The sequence below is a fragment of the bacterium genome (assembly GCA_035419245.1).
Classification (GTDB): domain Bacteria; phylum Zhuqueibacterota; class Zhuqueibacteria; order Residuimicrobiales; family Residuimicrobiaceae; genus JAKPUX01.
Genome location: DAOLSP010000001.1, coordinates 800,838 through 815,655, shown reverse-complemented (window position 1 = coordinate 815,655; position 14,818 = coordinate 800,838). Strand labels below are relative to the sequence as shown.

Genomic DNA, 14,818 nt, shown 5'->3' with positions numbered 1-14,818 from the left:
TTCGCGACAAGGGAGGCTGCACCTAGAGAGGCAGGATGAGCGCATCCTGGTTACCTCCCCTGTAGTGGAAGCTAGAAGGTTATTCATAACCGAGAGCAGTTTTCGTCGTGGGCCAGATAACCCTGCAGAAAATCGGGTCATAATTATAGTCTACCACTTTTCCCCCACAAAGTCAACACTTTTGTTAGAGCAGATCACTCGCCAATTCCGCCAGCGGTGAGCGCTCCCCCTTTTCCAGTGTGACATGCGCGTACATCGCCTGACCCTGCATGCGGTTGATCAAATAATTGAGGCCGGTCGACCGGCTGTCGAGATACGGCGTGTCGATTTGCGAAGGATCGCCGGTGAAAACCACCTTGGTGCCCTCGCCGGCGCGAGTGATGATGGTCTTCACCTCATGGGGCGTCAGATTCTGCGCCTCGTCGACGATGAAATAGATATGGTCCAGACTGCGCCCGCGGATATAGGCGAGCGGGGCGATCTCCAGCTTGCCGCTTTCGAGCATTTCGCCGATGCGTTGCGCCCGTTCATCACTCTCCTTGAATTGATTGCGGATGACGCTGAGATTGTCATAAAGGGGCTGCATGTAGGGATCGAGCTTGGATTCGATGTCGCCGGGCAGATACCCAAGGTCCTTGTTCGACAGGGCAACCACCGGCCGCGCCAGGAAGATCTGCCGGTACTCCTTGCGCCGCTCGAGGGCCGCCGCCAGAGTCAGCAGGGTCTTGCCGGTCCCCGCCTTGCCGCTCAACGTCACCAGAGGCACCGCGGGATTGAGCAGGGCGTGCAGGGCAAAGGATTGTTCGGCGTTGCGCGGCGTGATCCCATAGGCCTGCAGCTTTTCGACGCGCTCCAGCATCTGGGTGTGCGGATTGAAGCAGGCCAGGACCGATTTGCTGGCATTGCGTAAAATGTAATATTCATTGGCGATGGGATCTTCGATTTCGGCTTCGGCGGCGGGGACTTCGAAGGGGGCGGTGAACAAGCGGTTGATGATCTCCGGATTAACCTCCTCAATCAACCGCTTGCCGCGATAGAGCTTGTCGATATCCTTGATCTTATCGGTGGTGTAATCCTGGGATTCCAGGCCCAAAGCGCGGGCCTTGAGACGCAGGTTGACATCCTTACTGACCAGAATAACCTGCGCGGCGCGGTTGGACTTGTGGAGAAAAAGGGCGGCGCTGAGGATGCGGTTGTCGGGGCTCTGTTCCAGAAATGCCCGATGGATTTCCGGCTCTTCGTCAAAGAGGGTAAGGATGGAAATACGGCCCCGGCCCTCTCCGAGACTCACCCCGCCCTTCACCAGGGCGTCGCCGGGGAAGGTATCGAGGAGACGGACAAACTCGCGCGCATGAAAATTGATTAGATCCTGTCCCCGTTTGAAGGCGTCGATCTCTTCAATGACGGTGATCGGGATGACGATGTCGTTCTCTTGGAAAAAAAAGATGCAGCCTGAATCATGCAAAATTACGTTGGTATCAAGGACAAAGGTCTTCTTCAACGCCTCCTCCTGCGCACACTTCTTTTGCACGATAAAATAATATTATAATTAAAAATATGCAAGTTTTATTTGGCTGATAAGTATCACATAATGGTTTATTTTTATACAAAATCAACCAAGAACAGGCCTTTCCTTAATAGGGAAAGGGGACGAAAAACCCGGCTAAATGGCCAGGAAAATCGGCCTCTGACACGCCCTCCCCATGAAAGTTGCTGTTGTTTTTTTGGCTGGCCAAATTACCAGTGGGCCGCTCTTCGCCCGTTCAGGCGCCCTCTGCCGCCGATTTCCGCCTTGGGGCATAATGGGATCCGGCCTCGCAAACGGCGGCCCGGCACTCGCGGCTGTTAAAAGGGTTGGCACTTTGCCGGAAAATTCGTATATTTAACTATTCCGATCCTGCCGTCATTCCATACCAATCCGCAGAGGCCCCCGGCGCCATGAGGTTCATCGCCGATCTCCATATCCATTCCCACTATTCCCGGGCAACCAGCAGCCAGTTGGTTCCGGAGCAACTCTGGCGTTGGGGCCAGCTCAAAGGCCTCCAGGTCATCGCCACCGGCGATCTGACCCATCCCGCCTGGCTCGAAGAGCTCCAGGCTGCCCTTGCTCCCACGGCCCGCGCCGAAGGTCTCTTCGTCCTGAACCCGGAACGTGCCGCCGGCCAGACCAGTGCCGTGCCTGCCGCCTGCCGCCGTGAGATCTATTTCATCCTCTCCGGTGAAATCAGCAGCATCTATAAAAAGGCAGGAGCCGTGCGCAAAGTCCACAATGTGGTCTTTTTCCCTTCTTTCGATGCCGCCGTCCGCTTCCAGCACCGTCTCGAGCGCATCGGCAACATTCTTTCCGATGGCCGCCCCATCCTCGGCCTCGATGCCCGCGACCTCCTCGAGATCGTCCTCGAGACCGATCCCGGCGCGCGGCTGATTCCGGCGCACATCTGGACGCCGTGGTTTTCGGTGCTTGGTTCGCAGTCGGGATTCGATTCCCTTGAGGCTTGTTTCGGCGATTTGACGCCCCATCTCTTTGCCGTCGAAACCGGCCTCTCCTCCGACCCGCCGATGAACTGGCGCCTCTCGATGCTCGACGGTCTCCATCTGGTCTCCAATTCCGATGCCCATTCCCCGGAAAAGCTCGGCCGCGAGGCCAATCTTTTTGACACCAACCTCTCCTATCCCGCGATTTTCGCTGCGCTTGCCGATCACCAGAGCCTCGATTTTGCCGGCACCATCGAGTTCTTCCCCGAGGAGGGCAAATACCACATGGACGGCCACCGCAAGTGTGGCCGGATGATGCGCCCCGCCGAGACCCTCAGCCACGGCGGTCTCTGCCCGGTATGCGGCAAGCCGGCCACCCTCGGCGTCAGCTACCGCGTCCAGGAGCTCGCCGACCGCCCCGAGGGCTTCCATCCTCCAGGAGCCAGGCCGTTTCACAGTCTGATCCCGCTGCCGGAACTGCTCGGCGAGGTCCTGGATGCCGGTCCGGCGACCAAGAAAGTGCAGGGGCTTTATCACGCCCTCCTGCGCGATCTGGGTCCTGAACTCGCGATTCTTATGGAGGTTCCGCTCGCCGACCTCGAGCGCACCGCCGGCCTCATGGTGGCCGAGGCCGTTCGCCGCATGCGCAGCGGCGAGGTCGTCGCCCTGCCCGGATACGACGGCGAGTACGGACATATCGCCCTGTTCCATGCCGAAGAACGCGCGCACTGGCTGCGTCAGGCTGCCCTCTTTGCGCCGGTTGCTGCACCTCGCGCTGCGTCCGAAGCCGCACCCGCTGCACCACCCGCCCGCATCGCCGCAGCGCACCACGCCGCCGAACAATCCGGCGATCCCTGGGGCCTCAATTCCTCCCAGACCGAGGCGGTCACGCATCGCGGCACCCCGCTGATCATCCAGGCCGGCCCGGGCACCGGCAAGACCCGGACCCTGACCCGGCGCATCGCCCGCCTGCTCGAAGAGGACTTTGCCCGGCCCGAGGAGATCCTCGCCATCACCTTCACGCGCAAGGCAGCCCGAGAGATGCAGGTGCGCCTGGTGCAGATTCTCGGCACTGAAAAAGCCGCCCCCCTGCAGATCCAGACCTTCCACACCTTCGGCAAGAGCCTCCTCCAGAGGGCCGGCGCTTTCTTCGGCCGCGCCCCCGGTTTTCGGCTCATCGATACGGAAACCGACGGCGAATTCCGCCAGGCGGTTACTGAGCGCAGCGGCGAACGCCTCAGCGCCACCGCGCTGCAGCGGATCTCGGCCCTCAAGGGGCTGCTCTATACCCCGGAAACCCTGCCGCAGGAGATCGCCCGGAGCTTGCCCGCCAATTTCCCCGCTCTTTTCCGCACCTACGAAAGCCTGCTTGTAGAATGGAATGCCGTTGATTTTGACGACCTGATCGCCCTGCCGGTGCGCCTCCTACGTTTCGAGGCCGGGTTCCGGCGGCAGCTGCTCGGGTCCGTTCAGGTGATCGCCGTCGATGAATTCCAGGATATCAACACGGCACAGTACGAGCTCTTTCATCTCTTCGCTCTGCACGCCCGGGATGTCTGCGTCATCGGCGATCCGGACCAGTCCATCTACGGCTTCCGCGGTGCAAGCCCCGAGTTCTTCAGCCGGATGCAGAGCGATTTTCCCGCGGCGCGCCGCATCACCCTGCGCGAGAACTACCGCTCGGCGCCGGCCATCCTGGCCGCATCAACCGGAATGCTGCGACAGGGCAATCCACCCGCTCCCGGAGAGACCTTGATCCCACGCCTCGCATCGGATCTCAAGGTCCAGTTCCATGCTGCGGCATCCGACCGGACGGAGGCGCTCTTCGTCATCCAGCAGATCGAATCGCTGATGGGAGGCACGAGCCATTATGCTCTGGACCGCCGTGTTGGGTCGCCGGAGGCCGGGAGTACCTGCAGCTTCGGCGATTTCGCGATCCTGCTGCGCAGCCGGTTGCTTGCCGATCCTCTGGAGGAAGTCCTGGCTAAAAGCGGCCTGCCCTTCAAGCGCATCGCGGACCAGTATGAACAGGATCGTATGGATCTGACGCGCGGCGAGGAGGGACCGCCGGCGGATGAGATCGAGACCGCCACACCTCTAACCCTCGATCCGCGTGGCGACCGCATTCAGATCCTCACCCTGCATGCCGCAAAGGGTCTGGAGTTTCCTGTGGTCTTTATCATCGGCTGCGAGGAGAACCTGCTCCCCTTTGCCTTCGGCCGCACCGGCGATGTGGAGGAGGAACGCCGGCTTTTCTACGTCGGCATGACCAGGGCTCAAAACCGGCTTTATCTCTCACATGCGCGCACCCGCCTGCTGCGCGGCCAGCGCCATGCCCAGATTCCTTCGCGGTTTCTCCAGGACATCAACAAGCAGCTGTTGCAAAAGCACACGGTGCCGCGAGGATGGGCTGGCGCCAACCATCAAATGAATCTCTTTAAACAGGATCCTCTATGAAAAGCATCGATTTGCGCAGTGACACCGTCACCAAACCAACCCCGGAAATGCGCGCGGCCATCGCCGCAGCCGAAGTCGGCGATGACGTTTTTGGCGAAGATCCGACCGTCAACCGGCTGCAAGCTCGGGTCGCCGCCCTCTTCGGCAAGGAGGCGGCCCTTTACGTGAGCAGCGGCACCCAGAGCAACCAGCTGGCGATCAAGAGCCATACCGCGCCCGGCGACGAGATCTATTGCGAGGAGAACGCCCACATCTTCAATTATGAAGCCGGCGCCCCGGCCGCCCTGTCGGGTGTTCAGGTTCGGCCCCTTCCGGGTGTGCGCGGGGTGATCACCGCGGAACAGATCGCCGCCGCGTTGCGTCCTCCGGACCACCACAATCCGCAGTCCCGCCTGGTGATGCTCGAGAACACCCACAACCGCGCCGGCGGGGCGATCTTTCCCTTCGCGGAGATGGAAAAAATTTCCGCCCTGACACGCAAGAAGGGTCTGGCCCTCCATCTGGATGGCGCGCGCATCTGGAATGCCCATACAGCCACTGGCATCCCCTTGCTGGAGTACGGCCGCCTCTTCGATTCGATCTCGGTCTGTCTCTCCAAGGGACTTGGCGCGCCGGTCGGTTCGGTGCTGACCGGTACGGCCGATTTCATCGACCGTGCCCACCGCTTCCGTAAAATGTGGGGCGGCGGCATGCGCCAGGCCGGCCTGCTCGCCGCAGCCGGCCTCTACGCCCTCGACCACCATATCGACCGGCTGGCCATCGATCACCGCCATGCCCGTCAAATTGCTGAAACTTTCGTCAAATTTCCTCCCATCGAAGTGGATTTTGAAGCGACACAAACCAATATAGTCATCGTCGAGCTGAGAAAAACAGGATTAAATGCGCCTGATTTGGTTGTTAAACTGAAAGACAAGGGTGTTCTCTGCTTGGCCACCGCCCCCACTCGCATCCGGCTGGTCACGCACCTCGACGTCGATGACGCCGCGATCGCGGAGGCCTGCGAGCAAATAGAAAACGTCCTGCGCCAGGCATTGTAAGCAACACCATTAATTCACGCTCGTTTTCACCCCTTAACCAACCCTTTTCAAAAAGGCCCGTTTCCATCTATGCCAACGCAAGTGCAGCTCATGACCAAGAAGAAAAAGAAAAAACCTGCCGAGACCAGGACCAAGGAGTCGATTGAAAAGTATCTCGAGGAGATCGGCGGATTCTCACCGTTACCTCCAGAAGAAGAAATCGCTCTGGCCCGGCGTATTCGCAAAGGCGATGAAGAGGCTCTGGACAAGCTCGTCAAAGCCAATCTGCGCTTTGTCATCAGCGTCGCCAAGGAATACCAGGGTCAGGGATTGCCCCTTCAGGATCTGATCAGCGAGGGTAATCTCGGCCTCATCAAGGCTGCCCAGCGATTCGATGAAACCAGGGGCTTCAAGTTCATCTCCTACGCCGTCTGGTGGATTCGTCAATCCATCCTGCAGGCGCTGGCGGAACAATCCCGTGTGGTGCGCCTCCCCCTCAACCGTGTCGGGGCTATAAACAAGGTCGGCCGGGCGCTCGAAGCCCTAGAAAAAGAGTACGGCCGCGAACCCAGCATGGATGAAATCGCCACCCGCATGGACATGAGCTCCTTTGAAGTAGCGGATGTCCTTAAAACCTCCGCACGTCATCTCTCCCTCGACGAACCATTCAAGGAGGATGAAGGCAACAGTCTCCTCGATGTGCTCGAAAGCGATCGCTACGAGCCCCCCGACGGCACCCTGATGCGTTCCTCCCTGCGTGAAGAGATCGAGAAGGTCCTCTCCACCCTCAAACCGCGCGAAGCGGAAATAGTCAAACTCTATTTCGGGCTGGATGGCGACCGTCCTCTGACTCTCGAGGAGATCGGCGAATACTTCACCCTGACGCGCGAGCGCGTCCGGCAGATCAAGGAGAAAGCCCTGCGCCGTTTGCGCCACCGCTCCCGACTGGAGCCCCTGCGGAAATACCTCGGCTAAAACACAAAAGCCCTGTCATCAGACAGGGCTTTTTTTTGACCCTTCGGTCCTGCGAAGATCAAATCTTGCGGCTGCCCGGCTTGACAACGGGAATCCCCTGGGCGCATAGGGGGCAGGTCTCGGGCTGATGGGTGACCACCTCCATTTTGAGGGCTGCGAAAAAGGGCACATCGAACTGCACCCGACCGGCGCTGCGGTCGACGATAAAGGCCGCCCCAATCACCTGGGCGCCGGCTGACAGGGCCAAAGCGATCACCTCCTTGACCGATCCGCCGGTGGTCACCACATCCTCCACCGCCAGACATCGCTCCCCCGCCTTGATCTCAAACCCCCGGCGCAGGGTCATCATCCCCTCCTCGCGCTCGGCAAAGATCGCCCGGCACCCAAGCAGACGCGCCACCTCCTGGCCGACGACGATGCCGCCGATAGCCGGAGAGATCACAACCGTGATGCCATCCGTCCGGAACCGCTCTGCTATCAAACGGCAAAAGGTCTCGGCATGTTGCGGGTACTGCAGTACCTTGGCGCACTGGAAATAGTGGGGGCTATGCAAACCCGAGGTGAGGCGGAAGTGCCCTTCCAGCAGCGCGCCGCTCTCCTTAAAAATTGCCAATGCCTCGTCGTTGGTCATCCTCTCTCCCTTTCATGACATCAAATCACCGCGGACCGGATGGAACCACCGGCCTACCTTTTCACCAAATCGTACACCCGGACAAAATCGACGAGCCAGAAATCGGGCAGCGCGGTGGTGCTGCACGTCGAGGGCTCACAGCCGCTCTCCCGCCCGCTTGAGGTCATCCCGGGTCTCGCGGGCGACCCTGGCGGCAGCCTCCCGGAAATCCTCTCCAGTCGAGGCATAGAGGATCGCCCGGCTCGAGTTGTATAGGGCGCCCCGGCCCGCGCGGTCCGTGCCCAGGTGCACAGAGGCCTCAAGATCACCGCCCTGGGCGCCGATGCCCGGGACGAGAAAGGGCAGGTCGGGCACCAGGCGGCGGATCGATCCCAGCTGTTCCGGCTGGGTCGCACCGACCACCAGCCCGCAGTTGCCCAAGGTATTCCACTGCTGCACCTTCAGGGCGATGGTTTCATACAGCGGGCGGCCGCCGCAGTCGAGGTATTGGAAATCCCGCGAGCCGGGATTGGAGGTGAGGCAAAGAAAGAAGACGCCGCGCGATTCCTCCTCGAGAAAAGGCGCCACCGAATCGCCGCCCATCAGGGGATGGACCGTCACCGCGTCCGCCCCCAGCTGCTCGAAAACCGCGCGGGCGTACATTCTCGAGGTGTTACCGATATCGCCGCGTTTGGCATCCGCGATGCGGATGACCTCCGCCGGCAGATAGCGGAAGGTCGCTGCAAGCGCCCGCCAGCCCTCCAGTCCATGGGCTTCATAAAAGGCGGTATTGACCTTGTAGGCCGCTGCGTAGGGCGCTGTGGCGTCGATGATCGCCTTGTTGAAAGCAAAGAGCGGATCGGGCTCATGCCGCAAGGATTCCGGGAGCTTTTCCAGCACGCTATCCAGACCGACGCAAAGCAGGCTCTCCCTGGACCGGATGACCTGGTCGATACGTTCGGCGAACTGCATCGCCACTCCTTTCTATCCGTGGATCTTTTTATGCAAGAAGGCCGCCAGATCGGCGATCTTGAGGCGTTCCTGCTGCATGGTGTCGCGGTCGCGAACCGTGACCGTCTCATTCTGCAGGCTCTCCGTATCGACTGTCAGGCAGAAGGGGGTGCCGATCTCGTCCTGGCGGCGGTACCGGCGTCCGACGGCACCGCTTTCGTCGTAAAAAACCGCAAAGTAGGGCTGCAGCAACGCTTCGATCTCATGAGCCATTTCGGGCATACCGTCTTTCTTGACCAGCGGAAAGATGCCGGCCTTGACCGGAGCGATGGCCGGGTGGAAATGGAGAACCGTGCGGGTATCCTTCTCGAGTTCCTGCTCCTCGAAGGCGTCACTCAGAATGCACAGCATGGTGCGGTCGACGCCGGCCGAGGTTTCGATAATGTAGGGGATATAGCGCTCGCGGGTCACTTCGTCAAAATAGCTCAGATCGACGCCGGAGTACTCCTGGTGGCGCTTGAGATCAAAGTCGGTGCGGTTATGGATGCCCTCAAGCTCCTTCCAGCCAAAGGGAAACTCGTACTGGATGTCGAAAGCAGCAGCGGCATAATGGGCCAGCTCATCCGGACCGTGCTGATGGAAACGGATCTTGTCGGTTCGGATGCCCATGGCGGCGTAATAGTCCTTGCGGTCCTGTTTCCAGGTCTCGAACCACTCCATGTCCGTCCCGGGCTTGACAAAATATTGCATCTCCATCTGTTCAAACTCACGGGTGCGGAAGATGAAATTTTCCGTGGTGATTTCGTTGCGGAAGGCCTTGCCGATCTGACCAATGCCGAAGGGCACCTTGAGGCGGCTGGAGTCGAGGACATTCTGATAGTTGACATAGATGCCCTGGGCGGTCTCCGGGCGCAGATAGACCACACTGGCGCTCTCCTCGACCGGTCCCATGAAGGTTTTGAACATCAGATTGAACTGACGGATGTCGGTCAGCTGGCCGCCGCATTCCGGGCATTTCCCCGGTTCCGGGACCAGGTCGGCGCGGAAGCGGCGCTTGCAGACCTTGCAATCGACCATGGGGTCGGTGAAACCGGCCACATGGCCGGAGGCCTCCCATACCCTGGGGGCCATAAGGATGGCGGCATCCAAGCCGACCACATCGCGGCGGCGGCGCACCATCCAGTTCCACCAGAAATCCTTGATATTCCGTTTCAACTCGACCCCGAGAGGGCCGTAATCATAGCAGGCATTCAGGCCGCCATAGATCTCGCTCGACTGAAAGATGAAACCGCGACGGCGGCACAGGGAGATGATTTTATCCAGGGTATTGGGGATCGGGTTGGCCATACGTTTTTCCTTGTTCTTCCTCTTGGGTTTGCTGTAAATGGCTCTGTAATTGTTCCAGATAGGCGATACTGCGAAGCAACCGCAGCGGCTCTAGATGCCAGCGTAGATTGGCGAGCAGGAACTGATCCAGCTCGCGCCCGAGTTCAGGATCGCTGCGCAAGTTGATGCTTTGATCCAGGCGGGCGTGGCCGAGATAGTGGAGGGCCTGGAGCGCCCGCTTCGAGATCGGTTGTCCCTCGCCTGCCATGCCCTCGCAGGCGCTGCAACGGTAGCCGCCGCTGCTGTAATCAAAAAACTGCCGATCGCGCAGTTTTTCCTCGCGGCAGCCCAGGCAGAGGCGGTACTCCCCGCGGAAACCGGAGAGATCGAGATAGTGGAGCATGAAGGCGCGGACAATCTGACGCTGACCGTTCTCCGCCGTGTCCAGCAGCAGCAGGCTCTCCAGCAGGAGGCTGAAGAGGGCCGGATTGGCATGGCCCACCGCTTCGTTCCGCTCACAGATCTCGCAGGGGATCGACGCCAGGGCCATCCGGCCGAGCTCGCCATGGATCCGGGGGAAGGGATGGACCGCTTCCGCCTGACTAAGATAGTGCAGATCGCGGTTTTCATAATGATAGAATACCATCTGAATATGGGTCAGCGGCTCGAGCACACCGCTGTACCGCGATTTCAGGCTGCGCGCCCCCTTGGCCATCACGCTTTGGCGGCCGTGGTGCAGGGTGTAGAGTGAGAGGATCTTGCTGGTCTCTCCCTGTTTGCGCGCGTGCAGCACAATCGCTTCGGTCTTGTTCAGAGGCATGAAGCTCTCCTCAAGGCGCGCCCGCCGGCGGAGCGGCAAGGGCGTTGGCCATGGCGATCCAGTCGCCCACCTCCAGCTCTTCGGGGCGGCGCGTAAGATCGAAAAGGGCCAGCCTTTCGAGATCGAATCTGTCGCGCAGGGATTTGCGCAGCATTTTACGGCGCTGGCCGAAAGCCGTCCGCACCAGGCGGCGGAAAAGGGCTTCGTCGTTCAGTCCCCGCGTATGACGATCGGTGAAGCGCCAGCGCACCAGGGCGGAATCGATCTTGGGGCGCGGTTTGAAGACAGTCCGCGGCACCTGCAGGAGAATCTCCGCATCAGCGAAGGTGCGGCTGAAGACCGAGAGAATGCCATAATCGGGATCGCCGACCCTGGCGACGATGCGTTCGGCCACTTCGCGCTGCATCAACAGCGCCATATCGATGAGGTTGCGGCGGTGGTCAAAAAAGTGAAAAATAATCTGCGAGGTGATATAGTACGGAATGTTGCCCACCACGCGCAGGGGACGCTCTTCGGCAAGCGCCATCGGCGTCATCTTGAGGATGTCCCCCTCCACCAGCCGGAAATTGGCGGCGCTGAAAAATTTCACCCGCAGCATCGCTGCCAGCTGGCGGTCGATTTCGACCGCCAGTAGCTGCCCCACGCGCGGCTGCAGCAACTCCGTGAGCAGGCCGGTACCCGGTCCGATTTCCAGCACCGTATCCCCAGGCCCGAGCGCCAGCGCGTCGGCGATATTGCGCAGGACGTTGCCATCGACCAGAAAATTCTGACCGAGACTCTTTTTCGGCCGGATAGGATAGCTCATGCCGCTCTCAGGGTTGGATGTCACCAGCGCCCTTAAAATAGGGGAATTTGAGCAAAAAAACCACTCTTTTTCTACAGCGGTTGAACGGGGCAGCTCGGAACCTCGGAAGGTCTGCGGCACCCTTCCAGCGGAGTGGCGATTTTGTCCCTTGATTTTCTCTTGCAGGATAGGGAAATTGAAGTATGCGGATTCCGGTTGGACATCTTTTTCTGGCCATGGTTGCACCCGCCTGGTTGCTGGCGCAATCGGTGGTCATCAACGAAATCGCCTGGATGGGGACCCAGGCCAGTGCCAGTGATGAGTGGATCGAACTCTACAATCCCACCCAAACCGCAATCGACCTCCAGGGGTGGCACCTGACCGCGGCCGACGGTACCCCGTCGATCCCGCTCACCGGCATCATCCCGCCTGGCGGCTTTTATGTACTGGAGCGGACCGACGACCAGACCATCAGCGACCGGCCCGCCGATCAACTTTTCACCGGTGACCTCAAGAACAGCGGCGAATGGCTGATCCTGAGCAACGTCGATGCACTGCTGATCGATCAAGTGCGCTGCGATTCGAGCGGCTGGTTTGCCGGCAGCAACAGTCCCAAAACCAGCATGGAGAAAAAACATCCCGGGCTTGACGGCAGGCTCCCCTCCAGCTGGGCCGCCAACGACACCCTGACGCGCAACGGCATCGATGCCAAGGGGATGCCCATCAACGGCACACCGGGTGCTGCCAACAGCGTCTTCGATCAGACGCTGCCGGTCGAGATCGGCCGGGAATACGCCCCCACCGGTGCGGCAGTGGTGCCCGCCACGCTGGCCGCCTGGCCCAATCCCTTTATTCCCGATACCATCTTCGAATGGCAAACGCCGGAACCGGCCATCCTCGAAATCCTGGACCTGCGCGGCCGCGTCGTGCGCTCCTGGGCCACGCCGAGCGGCCGTCAGCGCCTGCAATGGGATGGACGCGACCGGAATGGAGAACCACTGGCCTCCGGCATCTACTTCGGCCGGCTCCGCCGCGGCGGCACCCTCTCCCCTGCCCTCCGCCTCGTCCGCCTCCGCTGAAAGGCCATCCCGGCGGTCACTAAAATGGCATTGCTTTTTTCCGGCTAAAGCGATAGATTAAGGATAGAATTGCGGGGAAAATCGTTTAAACCATGCAGAGGCGTCGATGAAACAGAGCGCAATTATCATCTTTCTTGTCTTGCTTCTCACTTCAGCCGGGAGCCACGCCATGTCTAAAAGTGATACTCTGGCGACGGCAAAGGGCCCCGTCGTCCTCTCCTTCATCGGTCACGGCAGCCTGATGATCCAGTTCGGCCCGCTGGTGACGTACATCGATCCGGTCTCGGAATTTGGCGACTACAGCAGCCTGCCCAAGGCGGACCTGATCCTGGTCACCCATGCCCATTACGACCATCTCGATCCCAAAGCGATCCGCCAGATCTCCCAGCCCGCGACGCAGATCATCGCCGCGCCGGTTTGCCGCGAAAAGGCCCCCACTGCGACCTTTTTGCGCAATGGCGAGAAAATCCCCGTCGGTGATCTCGAGATCGAGGCGGTGCCGGCGTATAATATTCTCCACAAGCGTCCGGACCAGCAGCCCTTCCATCCCAAGGGCGAGGGCAATGGCTACATCCTCCGCTTCGGCGGCAAAAGCATCTACATCGCCGGCGACACGGAGAATACTCCGGAAATGAAGGGACTCAAGAGCATCGATGTCGCCTTCCTGCCGATGAACCTGCCCTACACGATGACGCCGGAAATGGTGGCGGATGCGGCTAGGGCCTTCCAACCGCACATCCTCTATCCCTACCATTACGGGGATACCGACACCCGAAAGCTGACCGATTTGCTGCGGGGGGAAAAGATCGAGGTGCGGATCCACGAACTGCACTGATCTCACCGCTGGAGAAAGGAATGGGCTCCATTGAGCCCATTCCCGATACCCTTGCAACGGATGTTCCGTCCTGCGGAGCTTTTGCCTTCCCGGTTCAATAGACGCTGGCCGCTGCAAAACCCACTTTGCTGATGCCGTATTTAATCCGCATGTAACCCGCCTCCCCCCAGCCGGTGCTCCAGCTGTTGCGCAGGATCCATGCCCCCTGCGCGTCATCCCACCCCACCAGCAGGATCGCATGGTTGACATTTTTATCGGGCGAACAGCTAAGGAATCCTCCTTTGGCCTCCTCTTTGTCGAAGACCCCGCCGGTGTAGGCTTGAAAATAAGAACCGACATAGACTGCAGCGGCTACCGGACCGATCTGATAGATCGCCTGCTTGATCTTTTGTGTATCCGCGACCTGGTTTTCGCCATCGACATAGGCCCAGCCGCTGGCTTGGTAGGCGTAGGTCAGGCCGGCGGGGCAGGGGATATCCGAGGCGACGTAGGGAAATTGCGATTCCAGAACGGCCCCGGGATTGATCAGCAAATCAAAAGCCCACCAGCCGCCGCCGCATCCATAGCTCCACGGATTGCAGGAAACCAGTTGCTGCTCCGAGAGATCGGTGTTCACGCCGTTTTTCGCGAGAAGAAAGCACTCGAAGGCGCCAATGGTTCCGAAGGCCCAGCAGCTGCCGCAGTTCCCCTGGTCGCGGATCGCCGTCACGCCGCTGTGATCCCGCCAATCCCACTGGGCCGGAAGGGAGACCGATGCCTTCAGTTTGGCCGTGGCCAGCTTGGCCAGATTCTTGGCCCGGGCCGTCTGCCACCAATCCTGTGGCGGCTTGGTGCCGCACAACTGCGCGATGGTGCGGGTCATCGCGGCATTGTAGCCGACGCGGAACGAGAGCTTCTGTTTGCCGATCTCCTCCCGCATCCTCTGCAGCTGCAGGCGTACAGCCGGCAGCGCCTGGCTCTCATCCAGCCCCTGCGCCCAAACTCCGGCGTACAGAATGAGCAGCGCAAAGCAACACAGCCAGAGACTTCTCCTCATAGCCACCTCCCTTAGTGCAGTTCAAATGCTGCTTTTCCCAGGAAAAGTTAGTTACTGACGACCAGGGTGACGGAAAAGATTTTGGCGGGTTCTGCGTCCCGTTCCCATGCCCGCCGGTATTCCATGATCAGGGGTGCTTGACCGATGGCCATCGCCTGGAAATGAAAGAGTTGTTTACCCGGTGCACCAAGACGCTTCGGGTCGTTCGGAATGAACTCCTCCCGCAGCAGCTTGATATGGGGATTATCCCCCTTGCTCAACTGCCAGGAGAAGCCCGTCGTCGGATTGCTCTCAAGCGCGACGACAAATTCCTGATGTACCTGACAGGGGATGAGTTTGCCCTGATCTTCACGGGTGAGCAGGTTCGCTGGTGGATTCTGGGAGCAGGTCAGCAGGAGCATGCCGATGCAAAGCAAGGTCTCGATGGGAATCATCGCTACCCTCCCTTGTCGAT

At 60.1% G+C, this 14,818-nt stretch carries 13 protein-coding genes; 5 read left to right on the top strand and 8 right to left on the bottom strand.

The window, feature by feature from the left end:
• Positions 1–184: 184 nt before the first annotated feature.
• Positions 185–1,501: a PhoH family protein gene (locus PLH32_03300; GenBank protein ID HQJ63614.1), complete on the bottom strand. Its 1,317-nt coding sequence runs from the start codon at positions 1,499–1,501 to the stop codon at positions 185–187.
• 437 nt (positions 1,502–1,938) lie between these two features.
• Between PLH32_03300 and PLH32_03295 the strand changes: the two genes are divergently transcribed.
• From PLH32_03295 to PLH32_03285, 3 genes are all read left to right on the top strand, one after another.
• Complete coding sequence (locus PLH32_03295) at positions 1,939–4,932, top strand: UvrD-helicase domain-containing protein (protein HQJ63613.1); 2,994 nt, start codon at positions 1,939–1,941, stop codon at positions 4,930–4,932.
• Complete coding sequence (gene ltaE, locus PLH32_03290; GenBank protein HQJ63612.1) at positions 4,929–5,969, top strand: low-specificity L-threonine aldolase; 1,041 nt, start codon at positions 4,929–4,931, stop codon at positions 5,967–5,969. The genes PLH32_03295 and ltaE overlap by 4 nt, the downstream gene beginning before the upstream one ends.
• Before the next feature lie 90 nt (positions 5,970–6,059).
• Complete coding sequence (locus PLH32_03285; protein ID HQJ63611.1) at positions 6,060–6,923, top strand: RNA polymerase sigma factor RpoD/SigA; 864 nt, start codon at positions 6,060–6,062, stop codon at positions 6,921–6,923.
• Between the two features lie 58 nt (positions 6,924–6,981).
• Here the strand turns inward: PLH32_03285 and pyrE are convergent, their stop codons facing one another.
• The 5 genes from pyrE to rsmA form a co-directional block, all read right to left on the bottom strand.
• Positions 6,982–7,554, bottom strand: a complete 573-nt coding sequence (pyrE, locus tag PLH32_03280; protein HQJ63610.1) for an orotate phosphoribosyltransferase — start codon at positions 7,552–7,554, stop codon at positions 6,982–6,984.
• 135 nt (positions 7,555–7,689) lie between these two features.
• A complete protein-coding gene (gene pyrF, locus PLH32_03275; protein HQJ63609.1) occupies positions 7,690–8,505 on the bottom strand; it encodes an orotidine-5'-phosphate decarboxylase in 816 nt (271 codons plus the stop codon).
• Positions 8,506–8,517: 12 nt separating this feature from the next.
• The gene (locus PLH32_03270) at positions 8,518–9,831 is read right to left on the bottom strand and encodes a glycine--tRNA ligase (protein ID HQJ63608.1); all 1,314 of its coding nucleotides are present in this window, start codon (positions 9,829–9,831) and stop codon (positions 8,518–8,520) included.
• Complete coding sequence (gene recO, locus PLH32_03265) at positions 9,800–10,630, bottom strand: DNA repair protein RecO (GenBank protein HQJ63607.1); 831 nt, start codon at positions 10,628–10,630, stop codon at positions 9,800–9,802. The genes PLH32_03270 and recO overlap by 32 nt, the downstream gene beginning before the upstream one ends.
• A gap of 10 nt (positions 10,631–10,640) precedes the next feature.
• Positions 10,641–11,435, bottom strand: a complete 795-nt coding sequence (gene rsmA / locus PLH32_03260; GenBank protein HQJ63606.1) for a 16S rRNA (adenine(1518)-N(6)/adenine(1519)-N(6))-dimethyltransferase RsmA — start codon at positions 11,433–11,435, stop codon at positions 10,641–10,643.
• Positions 11,436–11,617: 182 nt separating this feature from the next.
• Between rsmA and PLH32_03255 the strand changes: the two genes are divergently transcribed.
• Positions 11,618–12,493 carry a lamin tail domain-containing protein gene (locus PLH32_03255; GenBank protein ID HQJ63605.1) on the top strand — a complete coding sequence of 292 codons (876 nt, stop codon included), beginning with the start codon at positions 11,618–11,620 and terminating at the stop codon, positions 12,491–12,493.
• 169 nt (positions 12,494–12,662) lie between these two features.
• Positions 12,663–13,328, top strand: a complete 666-nt coding sequence (locus tag PLH32_03250) for an MBL fold metallo-hydrolase (GenBank protein ID HQJ63604.1) — start codon at positions 12,663–12,665, stop codon at positions 13,326–13,328.
• A 94-nt stretch (positions 13,329–13,422) separates the two neighbouring features.
• On the opposite strand, the gene PLH32_03245 is transcribed toward PLH32_03250, so the two are convergent.
• Together PLH32_03245 and PLH32_03240 are read right to left on the bottom strand one after the other, a co-directional pair.
• On the bottom strand, positions 13,423–14,364 hold the full coding sequence (locus tag PLH32_03245) for a C1 family peptidase (GenBank protein ID HQJ63603.1): 942 nt from the start codon (positions 14,362–14,364) through the stop codon (positions 13,423–13,425).
• A 47-nt stretch (positions 14,365–14,411) separates the two neighbouring features.
• Positions 14,412–14,798 (bottom strand): protease inhibitor I42 family protein, encoded by a 387-nt coding sequence (locus PLH32_03240; GenBank protein HQJ63602.1) that lies wholly within the window; start codon positions 14,796–14,798, stop codon positions 14,412–14,414.
• Positions 14,799–14,818: the final 20 nt, after the last annotated feature.